Origin of the sequence: Pacificibacter marinus (genome assembly GCF_018860665.1) — a bacterium.
GTDB lineage: Bacteria > Pseudomonadota > Alphaproteobacteria > Rhodobacterales > Rhodobacteraceae > Celeribacter > Celeribacter marinus_A.
This window is the reverse complement of record NZ_JAHKPK010000019.1, coordinates 1-25,973: the sequence shown is the minus strand read 5'-3', so window position 1 is coordinate 25,973 and position 25,973 is coordinate 1. Positions and strand designations below refer to the sequence as shown.

22 protein-coding genes are annotated in these 25,973 nt (G+C 52.9%); 10 read left to right on the top strand and 12 right to left on the bottom strand.

Translation table 11 applies throughout. From position 1 onward, the window contains the following. Positions 1-36: 36 nt before the first annotated feature. The 5 genes from KO497_RS05935 to KO497_RS05915 all read right to left on the bottom strand — a co-directional run bounded on the left by KO497_RS05935 (position 37) and on the right by KO497_RS05915 (position 6,497). Positions 37-1,242: a TCR/Tet family MFS transporter gene (locus tag KO497_RS05935; RefSeq protein ID WP_215943053.1), complete on the bottom strand. Its 1,206-nt coding sequence runs from the start codon at positions 1,240-1,242 to the stop codon at positions 37-39. A 103-nt stretch (positions 1,243-1,345) separates the two neighbouring features. Further along, on the bottom strand, positions 1,346-2,131 hold the full coding sequence (locus KO497_RS05930) for an alpha/beta fold hydrolase (RefSeq protein WP_215943061.1): 786 nt from the start codon (positions 2,129-2,131) through the stop codon (positions 1,346-1,348). A gap of 58 nt (positions 2,132-2,189) precedes the next feature. Continuing rightward, positions 2,190-3,047, bottom strand: coding sequence for an alpha/beta fold hydrolase (locus tag KO497_RS05925; protein ID WP_215943052.1), 858 nt, complete (start codon positions 3,045-3,047; stop codon positions 2,190-2,192). Between the two features lie 70 nt (positions 3,048-3,117). Next, complete coding sequence (locus tag KO497_RS05920; RefSeq protein ID WP_215943051.1) at positions 3,118-3,897, bottom strand: hypothetical protein; 780 nt, start codon at positions 3,895-3,897, stop codon at positions 3,118-3,120. A gap of 263 nt (positions 3,898-4,160) precedes the next feature. Further along, positions 4,161-6,497: an acetamidase/formamidase family protein gene (locus tag KO497_RS05915; protein ID WP_252729534.1), complete on the bottom strand. Its 2,337-nt coding sequence runs from the start codon at positions 6,495-6,497 to the stop codon at positions 4,161-4,163. Positions 6,498-6,830: 333 nt separating this feature from the next. Between KO497_RS05915 and KO497_RS05910 the strand changes: the two genes are divergently transcribed. Then, complete coding sequence (locus KO497_RS05910) at positions 6,831-8,282, top strand: acetamidase/formamidase family protein (RefSeq protein ID WP_215943050.1); 1,452 nt, start codon at positions 6,831-6,833, stop codon at positions 8,280-8,282. 176 nt (positions 8,283-8,458) lie between these two features. Here the strand turns inward: KO497_RS05910 and KO497_RS05905 are convergent, their stop codons facing one another. Both KO497_RS05905 and KO497_RS05900 read right to left on the bottom strand, forming a co-directional pair. Then, positions 8,459-9,163, bottom strand: a complete 705-nt coding sequence (locus KO497_RS05905) for a response regulator transcription factor (protein WP_215943049.1) — start codon at positions 9,161-9,163, stop codon at positions 8,459-8,461. Next, positions 9,160-10,386, bottom strand: coding sequence for a sensor histidine kinase (locus KO497_RS05900; protein WP_354668094.1), 1,227 nt, complete (start codon positions 10,384-10,386; stop codon positions 9,160-9,162). The genes KO497_RS05905 and KO497_RS05900 overlap by 4 nt, the downstream gene beginning before the upstream one ends. A gap of 207 nt (positions 10,387-10,593) precedes the next feature. Between KO497_RS05900 and KO497_RS05895 the strand changes: the two genes are divergently transcribed. From KO497_RS05895 to KO497_RS05875, 5 genes are read left to right on the top strand one after another with little or no spacing between them, the layout of a single operon-like run. Beyond that, positions 10,594-11,604: an ABC transporter substrate-binding protein gene (locus KO497_RS05895; RefSeq protein ID WP_215943048.1), complete on the top strand. Its 1,011-nt coding sequence runs from the start codon at positions 10,594-10,596 to the stop codon at positions 11,602-11,604. A gap of 5 nt (positions 11,605-11,609) precedes the next feature. Continuing rightward, entirely contained in the window at positions 11,610-13,052 is a 1,443-nt protein-coding gene (locus KO497_RS05890) for a sugar ABC transporter ATP-binding protein (RefSeq protein WP_215943047.1), read from the top strand. Positions 13,053-13,057: 5 nt separating this feature from the next. Next, the gene (locus KO497_RS05885) at positions 13,058-13,981 is read left to right on the top strand and encodes an ABC transporter permease (protein ID WP_354668093.1); all 924 of its coding nucleotides are present in this window, start codon (positions 13,058-13,060) and stop codon (positions 13,979-13,981) included. Next, positions 13,978-14,925 (top strand): ABC transporter permease, encoded by a 948-nt coding sequence (locus tag KO497_RS05880; RefSeq protein ID WP_215943046.1) that lies wholly within the window; start codon positions 13,978-13,980, stop codon positions 14,923-14,925. Before KO497_RS05885 ends, KO497_RS05880 begins: the two co-directional genes overlap by 4 nt. Beyond that, complete coding sequence (locus tag KO497_RS05875) at positions 14,922-15,887, top strand: SMP-30/gluconolactonase/LRE family protein (RefSeq protein WP_215943045.1); 966 nt, start codon at positions 14,922-14,924, stop codon at positions 15,885-15,887. The genes KO497_RS05880 and KO497_RS05875 overlap by 4 nt, the downstream gene beginning before the upstream one ends. 794 nt (positions 15,888-16,681) lie before the next feature. On the opposite strand, the gene arsJ is transcribed toward KO497_RS05875, so the two are convergent. The 3 genes from arsJ to KO497_RS05860 are packed head-to-tail and all read right to left on the bottom strand — an operon-like array spanning position 16,682 to position 19,784. Further along, positions 16,682-17,944: an organoarsenical effux MFS transporter ArsJ gene (gene arsJ / locus KO497_RS05870; RefSeq protein ID WP_215943044.1), complete on the bottom strand. Its 1,263-nt coding sequence runs from the start codon at positions 17,942-17,944 to the stop codon at positions 16,682-16,684. Then, on the bottom strand, positions 17,941-18,939 hold the full coding sequence (locus tag KO497_RS05865) for an ArsJ-associated glyceraldehyde-3-phosphate dehydrogenase (protein ID WP_215943043.1): 999 nt from the start codon (positions 18,937-18,939) through the stop codon (positions 17,941-17,943). Before KO497_RS05865 ends, arsJ begins: the two co-directional genes overlap by 4 nt. After that, positions 18,936-19,784, bottom strand: a complete 849-nt coding sequence (locus KO497_RS05860; RefSeq protein WP_215943042.1) for a helix-turn-helix domain-containing protein — start codon at positions 19,782-19,784, stop codon at positions 18,936-18,938. Before KO497_RS05860 ends, KO497_RS05865 begins: the two co-directional genes overlap by 4 nt. Before the next feature lie 641 nt (positions 19,785-20,425). On the opposite strand from KO497_RS05860, the gene KO497_RS05855 reads away from it, so the two are divergent. Genes KO497_RS05855 through KO497_RS05840 form a run of 4 tightly spaced genes read left to right on the top strand, consistent with a single transcriptional unit; the run spans position 20,426 to position 22,964 of the window. Beyond that, a complete protein-coding gene (locus KO497_RS05855) occupies positions 20,426-21,145 on the top strand; it encodes an energy-coupling factor ABC transporter ATP-binding protein (protein WP_215943041.1) in 720 nt (239 codons plus the stop codon). Beyond that, positions 21,120-21,716 (top strand): energy-coupling factor transporter transmembrane component T family protein, encoded by a 597-nt coding sequence (locus KO497_RS05850; protein ID WP_215943040.1) that lies wholly within the window; start codon positions 21,120-21,122, stop codon positions 21,714-21,716. The genes KO497_RS05855 and KO497_RS05850 overlap by 26 nt, the downstream gene beginning before the upstream one ends. 19 nt (positions 21,717-21,735) lie before the next feature. After that, positions 21,736-22,281 (top strand): biotin transporter BioY, encoded by a 546-nt coding sequence (locus tag KO497_RS05845; RefSeq protein ID WP_215943039.1) that lies wholly within the window; start codon positions 21,736-21,738, stop codon positions 22,279-22,281. Continuing rightward, positions 22,278-22,964: a nitroreductase gene (locus KO497_RS05840; protein ID WP_215943038.1), complete on the top strand. Its 687-nt coding sequence runs from the start codon at positions 22,278-22,280 to the stop codon at positions 22,962-22,964. The genes KO497_RS05845 and KO497_RS05840 overlap by 4 nt, the downstream gene beginning before the upstream one ends. Here KO497_RS05840 and KO497_RS05835 read toward each other — a convergent pair. Together KO497_RS05835 and KO497_RS05830 are read right to left on the bottom strand one after the other, a co-directional pair. Continuing rightward, positions 22,961-24,067 (bottom strand): thiolase family protein, encoded by a 1,107-nt coding sequence (locus tag KO497_RS05835; RefSeq protein ID WP_215943037.1) that lies wholly within the window; start codon positions 24,065-24,067, stop codon positions 22,961-22,963. The two genes, KO497_RS05840 and KO497_RS05835, sit on opposite strands and share 4 nt — an antisense overlap. After that, the gene (locus tag KO497_RS05830) at positions 24,064-25,248 is read right to left on the bottom strand and encodes an AMP-binding protein (protein WP_215943036.1); all 1,185 of its coding nucleotides are present in this window, start codon (positions 25,246-25,248) and stop codon (positions 24,064-24,066) included. The genes KO497_RS05835 and KO497_RS05830 overlap by 4 nt, the downstream gene beginning before the upstream one ends. Positions 25,249-25,973 lie beyond the last annotated feature (725 nt).

The window sequence follows — 25,973 nt, the reverse complement described above, 5'->3', positions numbered from 1 at the left end:
GACCCGCTTATTGTGCCAAAAGGTGCAGCGATGAGATCAGCGATTGGCCTTGCGCCAGTTGAGCATAAGCACAGCGCAAGCGACGATCAAAATCGCGGAGACTGCAAATGGTGCCCCCGGCAAATAGAAGTTCGTATCAGGGCGCGAAAATTGCGCAAAGACCATGGTCATCACCAAGGGGCTGACGATGGTTGCCAGTGCTGCGATGGACCCGAGCACGCCTTGCAGTTCCCCTTGTTGGTCATCGTTTGCGGCACGGCTCATGATACCTTGCAGAGCAGGCATCACGATGGACCCCAAACCTGAGAGCGCAACAAGCATCCACACAAGCCAAATTTGGGTCAGCACAGCGAAAGTGGCAAAAATCAACAGTTCCAATGTCATGCCAAACACAGCCGTTTTATAAGCGCCAAAGCGTTTCACGATGGGGCCAACCAATAGGGCTTGCGAGAGCCCCATCGAGACGCCAAATACAAAGAGAGTCAGCCCGATATCGCGTGCTGAAAAGGCGAATTGTTCGCGGCCGTAAAAGGCCCAAATGGCGGGATAGACGAACAAGGCCACTTGGTACAAGAAAAACACCACAAGCAGCGTGCGTACGCCACCCAATTCACTGACTGATTTGAACGAGTTTAAAGGGTTGGCGCGTTTCATGGAAAACGGGCGACGTTTGTCTTGGGGTAAAGACTCGGGCATCACCAAAAGGCCAAAAATTCCGTTGGCCAAGGCCATAGCCCCTGCCACCCAAAACGGTGCGCGTGTGTCAACTTCGGCCAAGAAACCGCCAATGACCGGACCCAAGGCAAAGCCAATCCCCACTGCGGCCCCGATGATACCAAAGTTCTTTTCGCGGTCTTCTGGCTTTGAAATATCCGCCATAAAGGCAGAAGCCGTGGAATAGGTCGCGGCCATCAACCCTGCGATGATGCGGCCCAATAACAACAGCCAAATTGAGCCGGCGACGGCCATGATCGCATAGTCTATCGCCAGCACAAAAAGGGCTGCGATCAAGATCGGTTTGCGCCCATAGCGATCCGACAGATTGCCCACAATCGGGCCGCAAACGAATTGCATCACGGCATAGCCTGTCGCCAAAACGCCGCCCCAGATTGCGGCCTCTGACAAAGGCTTACCTGTGACTTCTAAGATAAGATCAGGCAAGACAGGGAAAATCAGCCCAGCACCGATGCCATCGATCAGAATGGTCACAACAATAAAAATAATGGGCAAGCGAGCGCGCATGGCTGAATCCGATGACAAGAACGTTTAGCGTTACGGTGTTGTAAGCCAGTTGGTCTGCATTGCAATCCCGATTGGGCGATTTTGCGCGTTGATGCTTGCTGCGTCAGGCGTGGCTTATCTCGGTTAGAAAATCACGCAACAGTGCCGCAAGAGTCTCTGGTGCTTCTAACATCGGATAATGCCCAGAGCGCCTTATCAATTCAAATCTTGCGCCGGGGATCAGCTCAAGTGTCTCGCGCATCAAATCGGGTGGGGTGATACGGTCATCAATGCCGCATAGCCCTAGACTGGGCAGGCGTAGACCAGAAGTGGGCGTGTAAAAATCGGTGCCAGAAATCGCGTTGCAGTTGCCGATATAACCCTCATCCGACATGTCGCGCAGGACATTGATCCATTGACGCGCCACCTCGCTGTCACGACCTGAGCGCGTAAAACTGCGTTCAGTTGTAATCGCACTCAGCGCCTCTGTGCCGCCCGCTTTCACCTGCGCGATACGTCTGTCCCACACTGCTGGCGGGCCCAGCTTGGCTGCCGTGCCACATAAAACCATGGCGCGAATTTGATCGAGACGTTTGACGGCCAACCCTTGCGCGATCAAGCCGCCATATCCCGCCCCTACAAAAACGCAGTCTTTGATGTTGAGATGATCCAAAAGCTGTTCGGCATCTGTCACCAACTGTCCCATGCGATACGGCGCAGGTGTCACATCCGTCGCTCCATGACCGCGCGCATCATACCGAACGCGCCGCAAGGATTTGGGCAGGTGATCGCAAACGGCGTCCCATATCCGCATATTGGTGCCAAGAGGATGAGCAAACACGACCGCAGGTGCATCCTTGGGGCCGTCATCCAAAATGTTTAAGGCAATGTCATTCACTTGGACGTGCATCACGGTCTCTCATGGGGCTGAGGTGATATCCCACATGGGATGTCGCCAGTATCTTGTGTTAAGCGCCTATCGGCAATTCAGCGATGAAGCGCGTGATCGTTTCTATGCTTTCAGCCTCATCCAAAAAGGGCACATGACCTCGATCTGGAATTTCAGTCGCAATCATGTCTGGACGCGAGGTCTGCATTTTGCCCCAGCACTCTGGCGTTAAAATATTAGAATGTGCGCCGCGTAATGCAGCTAAAGGCAAACCGCTGAGCGCATGAAACAAGGGCCATAAATCAGGTGTTTCTCCAGAGGCGCCTTGGGTCTCGATGGCCTCTCGCAATTTGGAGTCATAGCGCAGTTGCAACCGATCTGGACCTGCCGTCCAACTGCGTTTCGCATAAGCCAGCCATTCAGCGTGGCTAACATTTGGGAACTGCGCTCCCAAAGCGCGCGGCAATCGTTCAGCGGCATCTTCAAAGGAGGTGAAGGCGCAAGGGCGACCAAGATAATCCATTATATACGCCAAACCAGCAGGATTCAGTTTGGGGCCAATGTCATTGAGTAAAACCCCCGACAAGCGATGTTTCGCTGTGGCCGCCAAAACCATCGCGATTAACCCACCACGCGAGGTGCCAATTATGGCGGCACGTTCAAGATTTAGGTGATCCAACAGTGCCAATGCATCGCTGGCTTCTTGTGGGATGGTATAGTTTTGCGGATTTGGATCAAAGTCAGACGCGCCGCGCCCACGACTGTCTAGGCGGATGATCTGCGCGCGGTTTGAAAAATTGGCAAGCACCGGATCAAAGTCATCCATGTTGCGAGTGAGGCCAGCCAAACACAAAATAGGCGTGCCTGTCCCATGGACGTCATAAGCTAATTTTAGCCCGTCGGTGGTTGTGACTGTGCCACGCTCGGAGTTCAGCATAACTGCCTGTGCCTTGAAATTTATATAGGTTTAAATGATCTTGCCATGCCTGTGGCGCAGAGGCAAAGCGTTAGAGCAAATCTTGCAACAGCCACCAGCCTGCGGTGAAATGAACGCATATACAAAACGCGTAGGCCGATAAGACGACCAGAGCAGTGTTCGGTGATAGGCGCTTATGCTTGGTGCGCTTGGGCCGCAGCAGACTCTGCACGCCCGCTGTGGCCAAGATGCCCATTGCAATCGAATGATCTCTAAGCGCCGCTGCCGTAAAGGCTGCGATCATAAATAGTGTCACCCAGGTGGACAGGCTGGGCCAAAAGCTGTCGGAAACCGCTTGTACAACGCGTCCGCCTGCAAAGGGCAAAAACGGCAATAGCATTACGAAATTAAATGTGCCGATCATGATGCCAACCGCACGCATAAAATCTGAAAACAATGGAAAGGTCGCAGCGCTGGCATGGAACAGGCTAAAGGCCACAATCATGGGTGAAATTGCCAAGGCGGGCGCATAAAGAGCAGCATAGCTTTCATTTAATGCATCGTCGAAATCGTTGTCTGAGCGGGGCGGTGCCATGTAGGGCAGGGGCACCAAACGCACGCGTGCAAGATCATGCCCTACAAATTGACAGGCCTTCGCAGCGCCAAATTCATGCAATAAGACAGCAAAAACAAAGCCAAACCCCATCAACGGCGATGTCGTCGCAGCGACGCCAACCGTTACAATAAAACCAACAATCACACCCGTACCATCAAATCCGCTCGTGGTGATCCGCCCATTCACCGCTTGTGTCGATCGCAACAAAGGTGCGCCCATAGCGGTTAGAGCGAGAGCGAAAATGAGAAAGACCATAAAGTACGAATCCGGCGGAAGATTTGGTTATTTGGGCTTTGATGCGTTCCAAATGTGGCGAGATTGTGGCCCTGCGCCAGTATTTACTAGTGGGGATGCTGTTCAAGTGTTTGAGTACGATTTGAAGAGAAAATTATTTGCGCGTGTCACAGCGTATCCTATGTCCTAAATGCGCTGTTTCTTGGCTTGGCTAAGGGGAGAATTTGAAGTGTTGGCGACTTTTCCGATGTCGAAAACAATGAGTGATGAACACATATCTGTGGTTATCCAGTTGTGTTAAAAAGAGACTTTCGCACCGTCGCATGCACACCAAAGTTCCCGTCAGCCACTTGCGTAACGCTAAAGTCGACGGCAACAGACATGAGCGCATGCGCATCATCTTCACTCATATTGTAAGTATCCATGAGAAAGCGTCGTGTCTGGCGAAAGGCGTTACGCATGGCAAGGTCCACGGTTGACTGGGTATAAACATCTGTCTGCGCGCTGCTTCCTAAATCTCTGAGATGGTTTTCAAAGCTGAAACTCTGGATCACCCATAAATCTGATGTTTCAACCAGTGGGCTGCATAAACCGCGCAGGTGCGGTTGTGTGGTCTCGCCGGATTTGTGCAATCGCAGCCGTACCGTTCCGGTCAAAGACATCTCCAACCCCGTTCCGTTGACTTCGCCATCGCCCTGACTGAAATGCCCGTCACCGATAGACAATAAGGCGCCGGCCACGGCAACCGGCAAGTAGATGCGCGTGCCGGGCCCCGCGCGCCAGTTGTCAAAATTCCCCCCGAAATAACCGGGTGGGATACTGTCGACAATCTCTGCCTCGCGCGGTGCGACGCCGACAAAGCCGAAATGGGGGCGCGCTGGCACTGTCACCCCATCCAAAGCTGACCTGCGCTTATCTATGCTTTTATGATCAACGGGAATGCCGGGATAGTCCATGGTCGTATGGACAACACCAAAGGGGTCGGTCTGTGGCGTCCAAAGGTATTGGTAAAGCGGACGCGCTTCGTTCGGATTTGCAAGGTCGACTTCGAAAATAGTTATTGTTTCGTGCCGAGCCGTTCCTTTTAGTGGATCATTATACTGATACCCCCACCACGCCGAAGCATTGCTGCCAAAAGCTTTGCCGTGGAACTGCGGATTGGCGCAAGGCCGCGGCGCAATATCCAGAATCTGCACCTCTAAGACATCGCCGGGTTCAGCGCCAATGACATGGATCGGACCGGTGCAGATATGTACGCCGAACCCTTCACCAGCCCCTCGTCCAAAGATCGACGCATTCATCGGACCCGCGCCGCGCCGGTCGATTGCCTTTGCTTCATCCGTCCACATGAAAATACTCTCCGCGCCTGGGTCCCCTTGGATAAAGCGCGCATAGTCATCACCGCCATGCTGGGTTAGGGTTTCGATTTTCACGACCGAGTCTGAGGGTACAAAAAGAGCTGGCTGGTTTGCTTTGCTAATATGGCCCCAATGCACCGTATCGGCGCGTACTGGTAGGACAAAGTCGATCGTATTGTCGTTTCCCGGCGCTGGGACTGGCAGGTCGGCATTGGGTTCAAATTGCCCCTGTGACACTCGACGCGAGGGTGTGATCAGCAGTGGGGCAGACATGTTGCCTGGATGACCGCGAAAGGTATAGGATAAAGGCGTATCACGGCTGGCGTCACGTAACTCGCGTGGAGAAATACCAAATTCGTCCCGAAACGCGCGGCTAAAATGCGCAGAGTTGCTGAACCCCCAGCTATGGGCAATCTGCGCGACACCGAGGGACATTTTTGTCAGATCCATGAGATCAGAACGGCTGCGTTCCAATCGTTTCCGCCTCACATATCGCGAAAAGCTAACGCCGTTGAGTTCGAACAGCCGTTGTACATAGCGCACTGAAAGCCCGACTTGCTTTGCAACCTCAGCAATCGACAATTCGTGACGAGATAAATGCTCGTCGACCGTCATTGAGACCCTCTGAAAATGCGCCACCTGAACTTGGGTAAATGTGGTCTCTGCAAAATCAGCCTCATCCGATAAGGCGCTACAGATCAAATCCACCAGTGCCGTTTCGCTAATGCTTAAATTGCTTTGATTGAGATCGTCGAGCTGCGTTCCCAGTATCGTCAGCATCGCCCGCACCATGTCTGTCGCAATCGAGTTGCCCAGCACCAATGGGAGTTTCGGTTTCTGGTGTCCAAGGCGTCTTGTGATCACCTCATGTGGAAGTTCCAGTAGGATCACTTTGGTATTATCGAACCAGCGCAACCGCCAATCTTGGCCCTGATTGACCACTGCGAGGTCGTTTTGCGCAAAGGATTTTACTTGGCCATCCGCAGATAGTCTGCCGCGGCTTCGGAGTGTCAAAACCAAAAGCAGAGGTGCCAATCGTCGTGGGTTTGGAATGGGGCGTATGACTTGGGCTGGGCCAATAAGGCGTGCAATACGCAAACCGTTTCCAGCTTCGATCACGCTCAGCAATCCGGTCGAGGGTATCGGCTCCTCTGATGCGGGGCGCAGGCCCAACTCTGCCAGAGCCTCGCGCCAACTCTCGGCCTTGCTGTCCTCGGGAAACGTCGAAAGATCCAGATGTTTGGGGCTTACTATCATGGTCATTGCTCAACATATCTTAGGAACCTACACATCCGGCAGCGTAATCGCCCCAGCTTCGGTGACTTTCATCAATTATGCCTTTTTTTCATGCATTTGTATCAGGGATCATTGTCCAACATACGCACAATCTATTGTTCGGATGCGACGTGCGCCTTTGACCACGATGTTTTTTGTGTGTTTGTATAGTCCATTATGTAATTGATTTTTATTAATAATATTTGAATTCCATTCCAGACTCAGCCTCTTCAAGGCAATCCGCGGGCCCTCTTGTTTGGCGGCTCACGTCGGGCTCAATGATGAGCATCAGCACTTAAAACTCACAACAGGAGAAACGCCATGTGTCGTGGAGATGATGTAAATTGCCCGAATTTTGAGGCCCATTTCAAAACATTCAAAGAAGATATCAATCCGGGACGTCGCGACTTTTTGCGCAATGGGGTCCTTGGCGCAGGCGGTCTGGCTGCTGTGGGGGCCGTGGGTGGATTGTCTTTGGTCACGCCAGCACTGGCTCAGGCAAGTGCGAAAAACGGTCCTGCAACCCCGTCCGATCACTATTTGCCCGCCACCTCCGACACCGTTCATTGGGGCTATTTCAGCAAGACCTTAAAGCCACAGATCGAAATCGACAGCGGCGATATCGTCACGATCGAGACCCTGACTCACCACGCAGGCGACGATCTGGAACGCATGGTTCAAGGGGATGAAGGGGCTGAAAGCGTATACCTTTGGACAAAGGACAAGAAAGGCGTCGAACGCCGTGGCGCGGGCTCTACTGATCCCAGCGTCTACCAAATCGGCTCTGGTGATGGCAAAGGCGTCCATATCATGACCGGACCGGTCTATGTGCGCGGCGCAGAACCGGGCGATGTTTTGGAGGTGCGTATTCTCGACTGCGTTCCTCGCCCCAGTGCCAATCCTGACTTTTCCGGCAAAACCTATGGGTCCAACGCTGCTGCATGGTGGGGCTTTCATTACAATGACATGATTACCGATGACAAACGGGAAGTCATTACCATCTATGAAGTCGATGCGACGGGTCAAAAGAGTTGGGCTGAGGCCGTTTATAATTTCAAATGGGTGCCCCAGACTGACCCATATGGCGTAACCCATCCCACGATCGACTACCCCGGTGTGCCGGTTGACCACTCTTTGACTGCGCGCAATTACGATGTCTTAAAGGGTATTCGGGTGCCGATCCGGCCACATTTTGGCACTTTGGGCGTCGCACCAGCAGAAGCTGATTTCGTAGACTCTGTGCCGCCCAGCTATACCGGTGGCAATATCGATAACTGGCGGATCGGGAAGGGGGCGACAATGTACTATCCAGTAGCGGTTGACGGAGCCTTGATGTCGGTTGGTGATCCTCATGCCTCTCAAGGGGACAGTGAGCTTTGCGGCACTGCCATTGAATGTTCGTTGACTGGCACATTCCAATTGATCTTGCATAAAAAAGCGGATCTTGCAGGAACCTCGCTTGAAGAAATGGATCACCCGATGCTGGAAACGCAAACAGAATGGCTGGTTCATGGCTTCTCTGTGCCGAACTACCTTGCCACTCTTGGAAAGGATGCGCAGTCAGAAATCTACAATAAAGCCTCGATTGACGATGCTATGCGAGATGCTTTCCGTAAAATGCGAAAATTTTTGATGAGCACAAAAGGACTGACAGAAGATGAGGCGCATTCGCTCATGTCTGTCGGGGTTGATTTTGGGATCACGCAGGTTGTCGATGGTAACTGGGGCGTCCATGCGATCATCAAGAAAGAGATATTTTCTGGTCGTGCTTGACTTGTAAAAACACATATAGAAATGCGCGGCAATCCCTGCCGCGCATCATATTACACCGTCTGAACAAACCTGCGGCGACATCTATTTTGGCCTGATCTCCCTCGAAAAAGGGGTGGATGGGCCTGTCATACCGCAGTTTTTTCTAGCACGTTTTGTCCTGCACCCACGGGGACGGACTATTGGGTTTCGCGCCACCTTTGGTATTCTGCCTCAGCGCTTTCTAGGGTTTGCAAGTTCAACGCCTTTTTACGGATCGCGCAGTTCAACGCGCGCACGCGTTTGTTCAAAGCTGGACCATCTTCCTCGTCGATACCCAATTTATCGTAAAGGGATTGTAAGCGGTTTTGGACCGTGCGCAGCGACAGGTTTTGACGTTCAGCGATCATTTTGTCTTGCAGCCCCAAAGCAAGGTCAAGCAAAACGGCATATTCGCTTTTGTCTAACGCGCTGCTTGGCTGTCTGTGGCGTTGATATTGATACAGCTCACGGCTGATCATGATTTGACCTTCAAAAAGCACCGCGCGCAGCGCAAGTTTCAATCTGTCGCGTGTGGCCGTTTTCAGCACGTAACCGTATGCGCTTGCCTCAGGAACGATCTGCGAAATACCGCGCAAATAGGCCTCATCCGCGTAGTTCGACCAAAATAGTATTCGCGTTTGCGGGCTATGCGCCCAGATTGCACGGGCGGCGTCGATCCCATTCCCTTGCTCCATTTGCAAATCCATCACGATAGCTTCAAATCCGCCGGTGCGCGCCTCGATTTCGGCCTCATCGCGATTGATAGCATGGGCGATTTCAGTCACTTCGGGCAGTTCTTCGGATATGGCATCCAAAACATAGCGGGCGTGAAACTGATCGTCTTCGACGACGAGAACTTTCATCGTTGATACTCCAAAGGTTCGGTCAAGGTGTCGTTTGCGGACAGCGGCAAAGTGACCACGACACAGGTGCCTGCGTCTTCAATAATCTCGAATTGTGCCGCAATCAGCCGTGCGCGGGTGCGCATATGTGCCAATCCAGACGGAACGTTGTCGCGATCCGAGCTAAAGCCACACCCGTTATCGCGGATTTTCAGCAATAGGTGATCGTTGGAATCAATTTCAATGACGACAGATATACGGCTTGGTTCGGCATGACGTGCCGCATTATTGATCGCCTCTTGGGCGATACGGTAAAGGGCTGTGCGGGTCATGGTGTTCAATCTGTCAGGCATACCTCCTGTGTGATCAATGACCTCGGTCTGAATCAAATCCGTATTTGATGCGCGTTCAAGATGCACCCGCAGGGCATGGGTGAAACCGAACAGCTCTAACAGGGTGGGAACGGCCATATCGATGATGCGGCGCAGGTCATCGATGCAATCACTCACTCGCGTGGTCAACATCGGAATCGTCGGCGCCGGAGCATCTCCGGAAAGATCGCGCAAAATCCGCGTCAAATCTGCGAGTGTTTGATCATGCAGGTCCATGCCAATGCGTTGACGTTCTTGTTCTAATGTTTGGGTCAGATCCAGCGCACCTTGGCGCAAACCCTCTTCGCGGGCGCGCGCTTCTGCACCTTGATAGGTCGCTTGGCGCATCTGATCTGCATTGTGCAGGGCATTAAAATACGGTGCTAAAACATCGGCCAATTGATACGCGATCTGGATACTGTCAGCGTCATAAAGGCCTTCCTCACTATGAGAGAGGTTAAATGTGCCAATCAGTTTCCCCATCGCTTTCATTCTGACATTCACACGCGACCGCAGTTGATGTTCAAATATCGGTTCACACGTGGCTCCGGCGAAGACGTAGCGCAGGTCCTCCATCGCATTTGTGGTGAGCATCGCATCGGTTTGCTTGTGTAAAATCTGTCGTACGGGAGAATATCGGATTTGTGTGCGCCTGCGTGACCAGCGTGTTTTAATGCCGACCTCGTAACTGGTCGTCCAATGTTTATTTTCAAGCAGGCAGATGTCGGCATGGGTAAAAGGAATGAGTTCCGCGATTTCACCTGCAACAGCGCCGAGAGCCGAGCGAATATCGGTTTCCTCTGCGAGATGACCGCAAATCCGCAAGTATACATTGCGCGTGGGATCGGCTGGCTGGGTTTGATTGATGTTCACGGGGCCTCCCAGACGGTTTCAATTGACCGTAACTCTATTTTTCATTGCTGTGAATGGGGGTGCCCACTGCGCCATTGCGGGTTCCCGCAGAAAATGTGCGGGCGGATCACTATACAGGGGCCTCGTCTCACCTACTGTTATCGCAGTGCACAAAATAATGGCGCACTATAGGGAGGGGTGGCCAATTAGGCGCCCAAAGGAGGAAACATGAAGACTGCAGTAATGTTGCTGACTACAGCAACTTTGGCACTATCCGCGGGCGCAGCTATGGCTGATACCTCAGGCAAACGTATCGCGTTGAGCAACAACTACGCTGGGAATTCTTGGCGACAAGCGATGTTGAAAACATTCGAGGAAACGGCAGACCAAGCTGTTTCTGACGGTGTGGTTGCTGCGGCAGACGCCTATACAACATCTGAAAATCAAACCACCGAGCAAGCGGCGCAAATTCAGAATATGATTTTGCAAGGCTATGATGCTATTTTGCTGAATGCCGCATCTCCGACTGCGTTGAACGGCGCGGTAAAAGAAGCCTGTGATGCAGGCGTTTTGGTTGTGAGCTTTGATAGCATCGTAACCGAGCCATGTGCCTACCGTATTGCGGTTGATTTCGTTGAAATGGGACGCCAAGAAGTTGAATACCTGAGTGAGCGCCTGCCTGAAGGTGGTAAGCTTTTGGAAATTCGCGGACTGGCCGGCGTGTCAACAGATGACGCGATCAGCCAAGGCATTCACAACGGCGTCGAAGAATTTCCGCAGTTTGAAGTCGTCGGATCCGTTCACGGTGATTGGGCCCAAGACGTTGCACAAAAAGCGGTTTCAGGCATTTTGCCGTCTCTGCCCGAAGTTGTCGGCGTTGTGACCCAAGGTGGTGATGGTTACGGTGCCGCACAGGCTTTTGCAGCCGCTGGACGTGAAACGCCCTTGATCATTCTTGGCAACCGTCAAGACGAGATGGCTTGGTGGGCTGAACAGCGCGATGCCAATGGGTATGAAACGCTTTCGCTTTCTATCGCGCCGGGCGTTGCGTCATTGGCATTCTGGGTAGCTCAACAAATCCTTGACGGTGAAGAAGTTCCAAAAGACCTGACCGTGCCATTCCTGAAAATCACGCAAGACACGCTGGATGAACAGCTGGCCTCAACGCCGGTCGGTTCAGTCGCGAACGTGGCTTACACTCTGGAAGATGCAAAAGCTGTCATCGCTGGAGCGAAGTAAACTTCATGGAAAACGTCGCCTCTGGCAACGCCCCCATCGTCACCCTGACCGATGCCGAAAAACATTTCGGCCCGGTCAGGGCTCTTGACGGGGTCAGCCTCTCTATCTCACCGGGCGAATGTCTGGGTCTCGTTGGTCATAACGGTGCGGGTAAATCAACACTCGTTAATTTGATCAACGGGGGCTTGGCGCCTTCAGCGGGACAGATCACCTATACAGACGGTTCCGGAAAAGACACGTTGAACCCGATGTCCGCAGGCGTTCGATCGGTCTTTCAAGAATTGTCGCTCTGTCCTAATCTGACAGTCGCAGAGAACCTGCGTATTTCACATTCTGACTTGAAAGGGGCAGGGTGGAGACGACGCGCACGCGAAGAAATCAGCGCAGCATTGGATCAAGTGTTCCCAGGTCACGGGATTGATGCAGGCATTGAGGTCGATCAGCTGAGCATCGCACAACGACAAATGGTAGAAATCGCTATCGGTTTTTCTCCGCGTGGTTCAACCGCACGGTTGGTCATTCTTGATGAACCCACATCGTCACTTGACGCAGGGATCGCGGAACAACTTCTTGATCATATTCGCACATTTTGCGCAGCAGGCGGTGCGGTGATTTTCATCACACATATGATGGGCGAAATTTTTGCCACAGCCTCGCGCATTGTGGTCATGAGCGACGGTAAAGTTGTGGCCGATAAGCCGACGACAGACTTTACCCGACAGGGTTTGGTTGACGCTATGGGTCATGTGGCCGCGAACAGCGATCCCGAAACCCAAACTGAAAAACGCGTTCTGACAGAAGAAATACTCCGCACGTCACAAGGCCTGAGCGCACATCGCGGCGAAATTGTTGGCCTGTCAGGGCTGGCGGGCCACGGACAAGCCGAAGCGCTTGCCCGTTTGTATTTTGAGTCCACATCCTCATGGCGCAGCTTGGGCTCTAAATCTCAAATGGTCTTTGTTGCCGGTGACCGCGGACGCGACGGCGTGTTGCCCCTTTGGTCAATCTTACGCAACGCATCGATCACGGTGTTAGGGCAAGGCAAATGGTTGCTTGATCGCAAAGCAGAAGCCGAATTTGGTGAGACATGGAAAGACCGTGTCGGGATAAGGACCGACAATATAGACAACCCGATCCTATCGCTGTCAGGGGGCAACCAACAAAAGGTCTTGTTTGCCCGCGCATTGGCTTCAGACGCGCCTGTGGTGATCATGGATGATCCGATGCGCGGCGTTGATGTGGGCACCAAACGCGATGTCTACCGCATGATCCGCGAAGAGGCCGCACGGGGGCGCACGTTTCTTTGGTATTCCACCGAGACAGCAGAAGTCTGTGAATGCGACCGTGTGTTTGTCTATCGCAACCATGAAATTTCAGCTGAATTGACCGGTGATGACATCACCGAAGATAAAATTCTTGCCGCATCCTTTGAAATGCAGGAGGCATAACCAACGTGCAGACGAAATATAGAATACTGCTGCCGTTGATCTCACTGGCTGTTTTGCTGGCTGCAACATTTTGGATGCAGCCCCGCACGATGAGCTATTTCGGGGTCAACCTTTTGTTCAATCTTGCCGTACCGATCGCACTGGCGACCATCGCACAGATGATGATTATCATGGTGAATGACATCGATTTGGGCATGGGGGCATTCGTGAGCCTTGTGGCCTGTGTCGTTGCAACGTTTTTGCAAGACACACCCGTTCTGGGGACGATTATGTTGATCGGCTTGATCCTGAGTTACGCAGCCATGGGCGCGTTAATTCATCGCCTTGAGCTGCCAGCCATTGTTGTCACTTTAGGCATGTCATTTGTTTGGGGCGGCTTGGCTTTGTTCATTCTGCCGTCCCCCGGAGGCGCGTCACCCGGTTGGTTGCGCGCGTTGATGACGTCAAAACCACCACTGATGCCTATGGCTGTCGTGGCTGCGATTTTGTTCTCAATCGTGACCCACCTGTTGATCATGCGCTCAGGCATTGGAACTGTTTTGCGCGGCGTTGGCGGCAACACACGTGCAGTACAGCGCGCGGGCTGGTCGGTGATTTGGCTCAAAGCATTGGCCTATGGTTTGGCGGGATTGTTTGCAGTCTTGGCGGGCATGGCCTTGGTCGGCCTGACCACCTCGGCGGATGCCAATATCGCTTTGCGTTATACGTTACTCAGCATCGCTGGCGTAATATTGGGTGGCGGCGAATTTATCGGCGGCAAGGTCTCTCCCACTGGGGCCGTGATTGGCGCGCTGACTTTGACCTTGGCCTCGTCATTCTTGAACTTCATGCGCTTGAACCCAGATTGGCAAATTGGCGCACAGGGGGCGATCTTGATACTTGTTTTGACCGCGCGCCTGTTGTTTGCAAAACGAGAGGCACGGACATGAAAAATTCGATGCAAATTTTCACCCGTCCTTGGATTTGGTCTTGGTTGGCGGCTGGTCTGGTGTTTACGATGACGCTGCTCTTGACCAAAGGGCAGGGCGCAGGCGGTCTGGCTTACGCAGCGCTTAGCTTTGGCAGTTTTGCCGCGATCGTTGGGTTGGGCCAAATGCTGGTGATGACCTTAGGGCCCGGAAATGTTGACCTGTCCATTCCTGCGACGATGACCTTGGCGGCCACGTTGGGGCTGAAGGTTATGAACAGTGAGCCTGGCAACGCGATGCTCGGACTTGGTGTGGCTTTGTTGGCGGGGCTGCTGACTGGTGGCATGAATGTGCTTTTGATCTTCTTGCTGCGTTTGCCACCGATTATCGCGACATTGGCCGCGTCATTGGTCTATCAATCGGTTGCGATTTGGTCGAACCGTGGCCTCAGGATCAAACCGCCAGAGACGCTCGCGGATTTCGCCACAGGGCGATTGATCGGCGTGCCGAACGTTGCTTGGGTTGCGCTCATTCTATCGATCATCATCTGGATTGTGCTTGAACGCAGCCTTTGGGGACGTTGGCTTTTGGCCTCGGGGCAAAACTTGCGTGCCGCGCGATTGGCGGGCGTTCCAGTCCAATCTGTCCGCGCAGTGACCTATATTGTCGTGGCGATTCTTGCCTCTGTTGCAGGATACTTGTTGGCCAGTTTTTCAGGCGGTGCGGCTTTGAATATGGGGTCAGAATACCTGCTGATGTCCATCGCCGTGGTCGTCATCGGCGGCACGTCGGTTGCTGGCGGGTTTTCAAATGTGCCCGGCATCTGGGGCGCGTCATTGTTCATGTTCCTTGTGGTCTCCATGCTTAACTCATACGGCGCAGGGGCCGGATTGCGCATGGTTCTGACGGGAACAATCATTATTTTCATCGTGATTGCAGCAAGCAGTCGGAGGGGGCGCTTATGACCATGATTTCACCACACCTACAAATGATAGACCCTCGTTTTGGCTCTTTGGTTCACGGAACATCAAAGCTGGAACAGCTTGCGACAGGGTTCACTTGGACCGAAGGCCCCCTTTGGTTTGGCGATCATGACTGTCTGATTTTTTCTGATATTCCAAGCCAGAGGTTGATGCGTTGGTCAGAACGTGATGGCGTGTCTGTCTATCGCGCGCCGAGCCATTTCAACAACGGCAACACCCGCGATCACCAAGGGCGATTGATCGGCTGTCGCCATGGTGCGCGCGACGTGGTGCGTACAGAATATGATGGCTCGCTGACTGTTTTGGCCAATGCCTTTGAGGGGCGTCGGTTGAATTCCCCCAATGATGTTGTGGTGTCCTCTGATGGGGCCGTGTGGTTCACCGATCCGACCTATGGCATTATGTCCAGCTTTGAAGGATATCGCGCAGAGCCCGAACAAGACAGGCGCAACGTGTTCCGCCTCGACCCTGAAACGGGAGACTTAGAGGCGGTCATTTCCGACTTTACCCAGCCGAACGGCTTGGCGTTCTCGCCTGATGAAAAACGATTGTATGTTGCCGAAAGTGGGCTCAGCCACGATCCGTCCGTTCCTGCTGTGATCCGTCAGTTTGATGTGACGGGCAAAAAGGTTGTGGATGCTGGCGTGTTTTGCACGCTCGATCACGGGTTTCCCGATGGGTTTCGGTTCGACATAACCGGAAACCTGTGGACATCCGCGGGCGATCAAGTGCATTGCTTCGCGCCAGACGGCACACTTTTGGGCAAGATCTTATTGCCCGAAAACGTATCGAACTTGTGCTTTGGCGGTACAGATGGTCAACGCCTGTTCATCACAGCGACGACTTCTGTGTATTGTGTCTTCGTTGATGCCATCGGTGCAGAACCTTGGACCCGTTGTGGTCCACGGGTTCTACACGGGGCAGATGTGGGGCACTGTAGCTAGGCTTCATCGGATCTATCATTCAAAGCTGCGGCCCATTGGTTTTATTGAAAATCGACGTTCAGTCATACACGATGATCGTTTGTATGGGCCGCAGAATTGGACGGATTGACGGCCAAAGTTTGCACATGCAACCAAGTTCCGATCCGCGTCGCGGGTGCAAAAATTAGTGGTCTGACCAGGGGCGAGCACCTTTTTATCAGGCTTTACGTATTTTCTGTGATGCGGGAAATACCTTAGCCAGTTTGCGGTTATTTCGGGTGATAGCAGCGAACTGTAACCCGTCATTTTCACTTTTTGCAGAGCCGTATTGAGATAGTATCGTTCATCGATGCTGCAGATCACTTATATAGCGCCACGAAATGCCTTGCCAGTTTCGGCGACGGTCTTAATTCACTCAACTGAAAGGTTTCCTGACGTTACGAAAACCTCAGCTATACTCCTCTTTACTGCCTCGACACTTGCCGCAGCCCATGCCTACGCCGAGCCCTGAAAATGGAGTGATGAACCTGTGCGGATCGTCGTCACCTTCCCCCAGTGGCACCAGTGATCTGGGATATCTGTTTTGACCAAGCGTAAATCGGCGGTTCTAAATCACGCCATCAAAGCACTTCGATGACGATGAGGTTCGGCATCCACAAGGGCAGTGCTGCGCGCGTCAGAAGGGGATCTCGCGCAGCAGTCGCGGTTCTCGTGTGATTTTATATAGCCGCCATTGGCGCTGGGCACAGCGAATGGCGGCTATGTTGAATGGTCGACGCAGGTCAGATTTCTGTCACGCGTGCTGCGTGAATTCGCTAGCCTTGACCTGACTTTAAGGATCTGACCGTGATCGACGATAGCGCGACCAAAATCGCAGCAGTGCCGAACATCAGGGTCAGTCCGCCGATTTGGTAGGTCAGGCCTGACAGCAGCGTTCCCGCCAATCGACCGCCCGCATTGGCCATATAATAGAACCCCACATCCATGGTCACGCGCTCCGCCTTGGTAAAAGCGAGGATTAGATAGGAATGCAAAGAGGAATTCACAGCAAAAATTGCGCCGAATATGAGCAATCCGGCGATGAGGGTTGTGGTCAGCCACATCTGGGGACCATCAGCGAACATGGACGCTAAGGTCAGGCCTGCTGGTACGATGGCAAGGGCCCATGACCATCTGTGTGCCGCCGTGATCAGGTCTGCCTCAGGGCGGGTTTTTGCTCGCAAAATGCGTGGCGCATTGGCCTGCACCAAACCATATAGTATCACCCAGCCCGCCATGAATGTCCCGATCAAGAAAAACGCAGCACGGTTGCCCTCACTGCTGCCATCCGAAAGCACGGCATAAAAGTAGATCGGGATGCCCACGACGAACCAGACATCCCGCGCGCCGAATATGAAAACCCGCGCAGCGCTTAAAACGTTCACGTTGTGAGATTTGGAGAACACCTCTGAGAACTTAGCCCCTTTGCGCCCTTTTGGCAGACCCGAAGGCATCGCGAACAAGACAGCCAGCAGGATCACTGTCAAGATTGCCGCCATACCGAGGACCGCCCAGACAAACCCAAGCGTTGCCAGCAATCCCGCACCAAGAAGGAAGCCCAAACCCTTAACCATGTTTTTGGACCCTGTGAGGAAGGCCACCCAACGAAAGAGTCCGCCGTCTTGCGACGGAGCAAGCAGTTTCACCGCGGATTTGGACGACATCTTAGCGAGATCCTTTGCGGCTCCACTCGCTCCTTGAACAAGCATCACATAAACAACAGATGCACCGATGGTCCAAGTCGGGTCGAGTTGCGCCAAGGCCATAAGCGCGAGAATTTGCAGACCAAGACCAGCGTAAAGTGTTGATGTGAGGCCGAACCGCGCAGCGATCCAGCCTGCGCACAGATTGGTCACCATGCCCGCAACCTCGTAAAGCACGAACAGATAGGCAAGCTGAACAGGGGTGAACCCAATCATATGAAAGTGCAGTAGCACCAACATGCGCAAGGCACCATCGGTGAGCATGAAGGCCCAATAAGAGGCCGTGACCGCAATGTAAGCAGATAAACCCTCAGGGCGCGCGGAGGTCTTGATCACAGGCTGTTTCCTACCATGTTGGCGACATCAACCAGTCGATGCGCATATCCCATTTCGTTGTCATACCATGCGTAGATTTTCACCTGTGTGCCGTTGACGACCATGGTGGAAGGTGCGTCGATGATGCTGGACCGTTCATCATTGGTGTAATCAGCAGACACCAATGGGCGTTCTTCATACCCCAAGATACCTTTAAGGGGGCCTTGTGATGCAGACTTAAATAACGCGTTGACCTCATCGGCGGTCGTTTCGCGTTCCACTTCAAACACGCAGTCCGTCAAGGATGCGTTGAGCAGTGGCACGCGAATTGCGTGGCCGTTTAGGCGTCCTGTCAGCTCGGGGTAGATCAGTGTGATCGCAGTCGCACTGCCCGTCGTGGTCGGGATCAAAGAGTTCAATGCAGACCGCGCGCGACGCAGGTCTTTGGCTGGCCGGTCCACGATGGTCTGCGTGTTCGTCACATCATGAATTGTCGTGATGGAGCCATGTTTGATCTTTAAGTTCTCATGGATGACTTTTACGACCGGCGCGAGACAGTTTGTCGTGCAGCTGGCGGAGGTCACAATGCGATGGCGATCAGGTTCGTAGATATCGTGATTGACGCCATAGACGATATTGGCGGCGTCCCCGTCTTTCACCGGCGCTGACACAACCACCTTTTTTACACCCGCATCGAAATAGGGGGCAATTTTGGCTTCTGTCTTAAAGACACCGGTACAATCGATCACAACATCGACGCCTTCCAAGGGCAGTGATGAAATATCGCTTGTGCCGATAAATGGCAGGCGCAAACCGTCGATTGTGATGCTCTTTGCGTCGTATGAAAAATCAGCATCCCACCGTCCGTGAACCGTGTCGAACTCTAGCAAATGCGCGTGCATTTCGGGATCACCAACGGCATCGTTGATCCAAGCGATCTTGGCGCCTCGCGCAAGCAAAGGCTTCAGCGCGAGTTTGCCGATGCGGCCAAGACCGTTGAGGGCGTAAACGGTCATGTGGAGGCTCCTTCTTCTGTCGATAGCCCGATTTCGTCGACTGCTTTTTGTAATGACATCCGGTCCAGTGACGCGAGGGGCAGAGCAGTAAAGCCAATCAAGCGATTGCGCAAAGCACCGTAGGTTTGTTGGAATGCAAGGCTTTTTTGGGCGTCTGTGCCGTCAATGCTGACAGGGTCGATAAGTCCCCAATGTGCGCTGATTGGCTGACCCGGCCATGAGGGGCATTCTTCATTTGCGGCTTGATTGCAGACGGTGAAGACAAAATCAAAGTCAGGTGCCTCGGCCCCTTGGAATTCTAATATGTTTTTAGAACGTAACGCCGAGATGTCGTGGCCTTTTTGCTGTAACACTTGCAGTGCGAATGGGTTGAGTTCTGAACGCGGTTTTGTGCCGGCAGAATAGGCTTCAATGCGGTCACCGGCGAGGTCTCGCAAGATAGCTTCCGCGAAAATCGAGCGGGCAGAGTTTCCGGTGCAAATGAACAGGACGTTGAGTTTACGGTCGGTCATAGGACTGTCTCCGATTGAGGTGGGGGTGGCATTGGGAAGGCAGATATCGGGGCGCCCCCTGCAACATTCATGCAAGAGGTAGCCAATGGTTTCGCGAGCAGCATCTAAGTTGATCGCATAGCGTAATGATGTTCCCACTCGTTCTTGTGTCACTAAGCCGGCTTGCATAAGGGCGTTGACATAGGCCGAAAGCGTGTTTGGCTTTAGCCCAAGGGCTTGCGCCAATTCAGTTGCAGGGACACGATCTGGATAGCGACGCATGAGCAGCCGAAATAGGGCCAAACGTTGTGGGTGGCCAAGGGTCGAGAAACGGGTGATGATTTGTTGTTCCATAATTCACGAATAACAGAATTAATACGCAGAAAAAGTGAAGTTTTTGTAAAAGTTCCATGAAAGGGCCAAGATATGAGGGTGGACCACCAGAATTGTCTTTGTGTCCAAAATGCCCGCATCGCCTTGGTTTTCATGTGTAGAACGGGTTTGCGTGCCTATTGTGTTAATATAATCTCTGGTTTTGCTTCACTGCGCCGCTGGATGCTTCAGGCCAGAGCTGAACTCGGTGGCAGGTTGGCAAAAAGTCTGAGAGTTTGCGGGTCTCTAATTGGGCCAGAAACGTTGTGGCGGAATTGCTTGCCGAAGCGATCTCGTGTCTTCAACGTCCACGCAGACACTGTGATCGGTATTGATCAGCTTATTGACCGAGTAACACAAGGACGTCGGACTGAAATAAGCCTCATCGTTTTTAAGCGTAAAGAGGTTTTAACGAGCCCTTGTGGTGGTAAAAACTGTGGCAGAGAAACCGTTCGCTAAGTGTTGGCGCATAAAACGGGGACGACACTTAGTTTAATCATAGATGGATTTATCTTACATATCAGGTGACGTCGCTTTGCTTGGAGGTGCATGTCTGCAAAATCCTGTTGCCCATCTTACGAATTGCTGATTTGTACGGCGCTATGGTGAAACAGTCCCCAGATATGCCCACGTTTGCGTTGGAAAACGTCGTCGTTATGCGCGATGAGAAATCGATCTTGCGGGATATTTCGGTGCAAGTCACCGCGCGGCGCATCGGAATTGTGGGGCGCAATGGATCGGGAAAAACCACTCTTGCGCGGGTTTTGGCGGGCTTGGTCGCAGCGAGTTCTGGCACGGTTCAGGTTGGCGGTATTGATCCAGCAAACGATCGCAAAGCAGCCATCAACACTGTGGGTATTCTGTTTCAAAATCCTGATCACCAAATCATTTTTCCAACAGTCGAAGAAGAGATCGCTTTTGGATTGTTGCAACAAGGGTTTGGCAAAGTCGAGACGGCAGACGTTGTAGCCAAAACACTGGCAGAATTCGGTAAGTCACATTGGGCCAAGGCCGCCATTCATCAGTTGTCACAGGGACAAAAACAACTTGTTTGCTTGATGTCGGTGCTGGCGATGAAGCCAAGCGTCGTGATCTTGGACGAACCGTTTTCTGGCCTAGATCTGCCCACTAAGATGCAGCTTGCACGGTATTTCGAGCGCATCACATCTGCCATCATTCATATTTCGCATGATCCTGAAGTGCTCAAAGCATATGATCATGTGTTGTGGATTGATGAAGGTGCTTTGCGTGAGCAGGGCGTGCCAGAAGTGGTGTTGCCTGCGTTTATAGACCAGATGCAAAAGATCGGAGAGGCAGATGATATCGCTGACCTCGCCGATTAGAACCCGCGCCCACAACTGGCTTGCCGGCGCCAAACTCTTGGGACTTTGCTTTGCAACGATGGTGTTGTTTGCGCAAAGCAATATCGTCTTTCACCTGAGTATATTTGTGCTGGTGCTGGTGGTCTATGCTTTGCCGGGGCGCGTATTTTTCCGTTATGGCGTGGGGCGTCTTCGCGCTTTGTGGCCGTTTATCGCGGTGGTGATGATCTGGCATAGCCTGACACAAGACGCCGCTTTAGGGGCGACTATATCGCTTAGACTGTTGAATGCTGTGGCCATGGCTAATCTTGTGACCTTGACCACCAAACTGTCCGATATGATCGCGGTGGTGCGGTGGATTTCCGCGCCGTTGCGCCGCTTTGGGTTGCCCACAAAACAATTGGAGCTTGGCATTGCCTTGGCGGTGCGCTTTACACCTGTGCTAGCATTCAAGGGCACGCAGCTTTCTGACGCTTGGCGCGCCCGTTCGGGCAAACACCCTAAATGGCAGACGCTTGTACCGCTTGCTGTTTTGGCCATTGATGATGCAGAATATGTCGCGGATGCCATCAAGGCGCGTGGCGGAGTTTAGACTAGATTGAGGACATAGCATGGAACGAAATTTAACATTGATCGCATTGTTTGCAGCACTGATTGCGGCATTGGGAGTGATCCCCGCTGTCACCTTAGGGTTTGGCGTGCCAATCACCGCACAATCATTGGGCGTGATGTTATGTGGCACTATATTGGGCGCAAAACGCGGCGCTCTTGCGGTGTTGCTTGTTGTGCTTTTGATCGCCATGGGGCTGCCTTTGTTGGCGGGCGGCCGTGGTGGCCTTGGTGTCTTTGCATCGCCCACAGTTGGATTCTTGGTTGGCTGGCCTATCGGCGCATTTGTGACTGGGTTGATCGTAGAAAAGCTGCGCTTTGGATCGTTGGGCGTCACGGCAGCTTTAGGATCCGTCGTGGGCGGAATCTTGGTTGTTTATGCTGCGGGCGTGATTGGCATGTCGATCGTATTGGATAAAACCATTATTGAAGCAACTTTGTTGGTTGTCGCTTTCATTCCGGGTGATTTGATCAAAGCCATCTTGGCGGGCGTTGTGACTTCAGCGCTCTACACTGCACGGCCCAAAAGCGTGTTGTCACGCGCATGAAGACTTCCGCGATCATAGAGGCTCTAGGGTCGCGGAAATCTGTACGTCAGTATTTGCCAAAGAACCTACCGCAAACTGATGTTGAGCGCATTTTAAGGGCCGCACGTTTGGCACCAAGTGGTGGCAATTTGCAGCCCGGACGCTTTCACGCCCTGACCGGCACAGCGCTTTTGGATTTGTCGCAGGCTTTAAATGAAGCCGCGATGTTTCAAGACCCCACGTCCGAATATTCCTATTTCCCACAGCCTATGCCCGCGGATTTGAAAACAAAACAGCGTGCCGCAGGCTATGCGTTGTACGAAGCCCTTGGGATTGATCGTCGCGATTTTGAAGGCCGCAAACAGCAGTTCGATAAAAACTATCGCTTCTTTGATGCGCCTGTGGGGATTATCGTGACCATCCACAAAGACATGGGCAAGGGCTGTTTTATGGATTTGGGGATGTCACTGATGGCGCTGTTTATGGCTGCACATGACCTTGGATATGGCACGACAGGCATTGGCGCGATTGCAAAATATGGCCCTGTAGCACATGCCGCTTTGGGGTTGAACGATGACGAGCTGGTGGTTTGCGGAGTGGCGCTGGGGGTTGAAGACACATCTGCCCCCGTGAACCGGTTTCGCACGGTGCGAGACGATTTGGATCAGTTCACAACATTTCGCGGCTTTGACACCAGCGGCTAAGCACGCAAGATCATGGACGTGCCAAGCCCACCTGCCGCTGCAATGGCCGCCAATCCATGTCCGCCTGTTTTGGTCAGCTCATGAAACAACCGCACTGCATTGATCGCGCCGGATGCGCCAATCGGGTGCCCACGCGCCAATGATCCCCCACCGATATTCACCCGTGCCTCGTCCAATCCAGCACCTTGTACACATGCCATGGCTTGCACTGCGTAGGCTTCCATGATTTCGGACACTGCAAGCTGTTCTGCGGTGACTTGGGCGTGACGTAAGGCGCGTTTGATTGCCTTTATAGGCGCTAAACCTGGCATATCGGGCGTGTCGCCCAAGGTGCACCCTGCGACGATTTCGGCTTTTGGCCCGTCATAAGTCTTGGCAATATCCTCAGACACCACAAGGCAAAAGGCGGCTGCATCAGCGGCCACGCTTGTATTGGCTGCCGTAATCGATCCCGACAAAGGCTTGGCGCGCGCTGTGATCGCACCTGTTAACGTGCGGGCAAACGGATCAACATTTTGACCGTTGATTGGGGTAATTTCTTGGCTCATGCGGCTTTGCGCAGCCAGTGCCTTTTGGTGACTGGAAATCGCCCAAGCATCTTGGTCTGCGCGTGAAATGCCAAGCCTGCGTGCCAAGGTCGCGGCGGCATCATGCATCGCGGGGTCACGATCGGGCCAAGGCGTAAAGCGCGCTTGCAGGTAAGGACGCGGAGGGCGACCATCGGCGAATGTTTCATGGCGAATAGGCGCACGTGAATAGCTTTCAACACCTCCCGCGATCACAACATTTGCCTGCCCAGATCGCACCAAAGCATCCGCCAGATTGAGCGCATCCAAACCACCACAACATTGCCTGTCTAACGTTAGCCCCGCAACATGTTCGGGCAGTCCTGCGGCCAAGGCCACATGACGCGCAGGGTTGCCGCCAGCGCCAAGCGCATTTCCCGCGATCAGTTCATCCACTTGGATGGGCGCAATTCCCGCAGCTTTGAGGCACTCAATGATCACAGGGGCTGCGATATCGTGCAAAGCGTATTCTGCAAAGGCTCCACCACGCGGCACAACCGCGCTGCGTTTCGCTCCAATGATAAAGACGCGTGTCATGCTTGGGTCTCCAGCCATTTCGCCAAAGTGATCAGATCGGGTTTGCCCGAGGTGAGCAATGGTAAATGGTCGATTTCTAACAGGCGACGTGGGGCTTTGAGCGGACCAAATGCATCGCGACAGGCTTTTAATATAATGTCTTGCGATGCCATGGCACCTTGGACGATTAGGGTCAATCTGTGGCCTCGCAAAGCATCGGCTTGTGCCAAAACGACGACATGTTCTGGCGCAAATTGGCTTGCGACAAAGCTTTCGATTTCCTCTGGAAACACATTTTGATCTGCCACAGTGACCATACGGCTTTTGCGTCCCAGCAAGAACAGGTGGCCTGCCTTATCCAAGCGGCCGAATTCGCCGATGGTAACAAACCCGTCTTGGATTTTTGTGTCCATACTGTCGCCTTGATCGTAACCGTTAAACAGATAAGGGCTTTTGACCCAGACCTCGCCTGTGTTTTGGGTCTCATTGCCCAAAGGATCGGTGAAGCGCAAAGTTACATTGGGGTAGGGTGCGCCAACAGAACCGTTTGGCGTTTGCGTATTCGCCATAGTGATGAAGCTGGTTTCCGATGCGCCATAGAATTGGGTCAATACTGCGTTTGGAAAGCTCATGCGCGCTGGGCCTCGTAAGTTATCAGGCAAAGCGCCCCCGCCGATGATGATATGACGCACGGACGGGCAGATTGTATTGGTGGCGCAGAGCATCGCCAGTTGTGTCGGGGTGATATAGAGCAGTGTCGCGTGTTGGTGCTGCAGCTCTTTACATTGCGTATCGGGGCGAAGGCCAGCCAGCATACAAATATCGGCACCGATATGCGCGGCTTCGATGACGCCGTAAAGCGCCAATGAATATCCGATGTCGCCAAACACTGCGGTGCAATCTTGCTGTGTGATACCGAACAGATTTTGGTTGATATCAAAGCTGGTGATCCACGATGCATGGCTGCGCTTGATAACTTTGGGCGCGCCGGTGCTGCCGCCTGTTTCGCAAAACAATTGCGGTGTGACTGTTTGGATTGCGCTTGGTTGCTCTTTTGTCATGCGGATCGACTGACCTGTTTGGATGCAGTCCCGCAATGTAACCACAGCCTCGCGATGGGTTTGGTTTTGTTTGCCCATCCGCGCGGGCAGGCGAATGCGACAAAAGGGCGACCAAGAAAAATGCGGCTGGGATTGAGGCATGTTTGTCCAAAACAAAATCACGGTAAGGCGGTTCTTGATACCAGACACCGTAGCACAAGAACATTGGCAAACGGTTGTGAGGTCGTCTACCTCGGCTCAGTGCAAATAAAGGATCTCCGACTCGCATTTATGCCTGTTTGATACGGGGACGACCATTTTCTCATGTGATTCATATGAAATGGTCGTGAAGATCGCAATTTTACACTCAAATCAGATAATAAATTGAAGTTTTATTGAGCAATAAAGCCTATAAAATAAGGGGGTTAGAGAGAAAAATGCAGTTAATGTATCGAAAACCATAAAAAGGGGTTGCGGCTTGCTGGATGTAACCTTAGAACCCCCTCTACCGGCAGCGAGCAATTGACTGCGGGACGGACGGAGCGGAGCGGCTGAGAGGTTGCGAAGGGAAGTTTGGAAGTAAAATCAGAGGTTTAAGTTAGGCGGGCGCGCTGGAGAGATTTGGCGCACTGGTCTGGTTTTTGTCGCTGTCTAGGTTGGCTTAGGTTGATTTAGCGCTCTTTGACATTGATAATTACTGAAGAGATATGTGGGCGGTTTGGTTCATTCGATGGATCGAACGTCTGTATATCGCGCTCTTAGGGACTGGTTTAGGCCGCTACCGATTATAGAGTGTCAGCTTCACTGTTTGTCGGCTTTTGTTATCTTTGGATAACTTCAGCACGAGAAACAGAAAGTCCTAGCTTTCAGTAAGGCTAGGCGATGTG

Coding starts and splice junctions, on each gene's coding strand:
- KO497_RS05935 (WP_215943053.1), bottom strand. CDS start 1,242: ATGCGCGCTCGCTTGCCCATTATTTTTATTGTTGTGACCATTCTGATC.
- KO497_RS05930 (WP_215943061.1), bottom strand. CDS start 2,131: ATGCACGTCCAAGTGAATGACATTGCCTTAAACATTTTGGATGACGGC.
- KO497_RS05925 (WP_215943052.1), bottom strand. CDS start 3,047: ATGCTGAACTCCGAGCGTGGCACAGTCACAACCACCGACGGGCTAAAA.
- KO497_RS05920 (WP_215943051.1), bottom strand. CDS start 3,897: ATGGTCTTTCTCATTTTCGCTCTCGCTCTAACCGCTATGGGCGCACCT.
- KO497_RS05915 (WP_252729534.1), bottom strand. CDS start 6,497: ATGACCATGATAGTAAGCCCCAAACATCTGGATCTTTCGACGTTTCCC.
- KO497_RS05910 (WP_215943050.1), top strand. CDS start 6,831: ATGTGTCGTGGAGATGATGTAAATTGCCCGAATTTTGAGGCCCATTTC.
- KO497_RS05905 (WP_215943049.1), bottom strand. CDS start 9,163: ATGAAAGTTCTCGTCGTCGAAGACGATCAGTTTCACGCCCGCTATGTT.
- KO497_RS05895 (WP_215943048.1), top strand. CDS start 10,594: ATGAAGACTGCAGTAATGTTGCTGACTACAGCAACTTTGGCACTATCC.
- KO497_RS05890 (WP_215943047.1), top strand. CDS start 11,610: ATGGAAAACGTCGCCTCTGGCAACGCCCCCATCGTCACCCTGACCGAT.
- KO497_RS05880 (WP_215943046.1), top strand. CDS start 13,978: ATGAAAAATTCGATGCAAATTTTCACCCGTCCTTGGATTTGGTCTTGG.
- KO497_RS05875 (WP_215943045.1), top strand. CDS start 14,922: ATGACCATGATTTCACCACACCTACAAATGATAGACCCTCGTTTTGGC.
- KO497_RS05865 (WP_215943043.1), bottom strand. CDS start 18,939: ATGACCGTTTACGCCCTCAACGGTCTTGGCCGCATCGGCAAACTCGCG.
- KO497_RS05860 (WP_215943042.1), bottom strand. CDS start 19,784: ATGGAACAACAAATCATCACCCGTTTCTCGACCCTTGGCCACCCACAA.
- KO497_RS05855 (WP_215943041.1), top strand. CDS start 20,426: ATGCCCACGTTTGCGTTGGAAAACGTCGTCGTTATGCGCGATGAGAAA.
- KO497_RS05850 (WP_215943040.1), top strand. CDS start 21,120: ATGATATCGCTGACCTCGCCGATTAGAACCCGCGCCCACAACTGGCTT.
- KO497_RS05845 (WP_215943039.1), top strand. CDS start 21,736: ATGGAACGAAATTTAACATTGATCGCATTGTTTGCAGCACTGATTGCG.
- KO497_RS05840 (WP_215943038.1), top strand. CDS start 22,278: ATGAAGACTTCCGCGATCATAGAGGCTCTAGGGTCGCGGAAATCTGTA.
- KO497_RS05835 (WP_215943037.1), bottom strand. CDS start 24,067: ATGACACGCGTCTTTATCATTGGAGCGAAACGCAGCGCGGTTGTGCCG.
- KO497_RS05830 (WP_215943036.1), bottom strand. CDS start 25,248: ATGCCTCAATCCCAGCCGCATTTTTCTTGGTCGCCCTTTTGTCGCATT.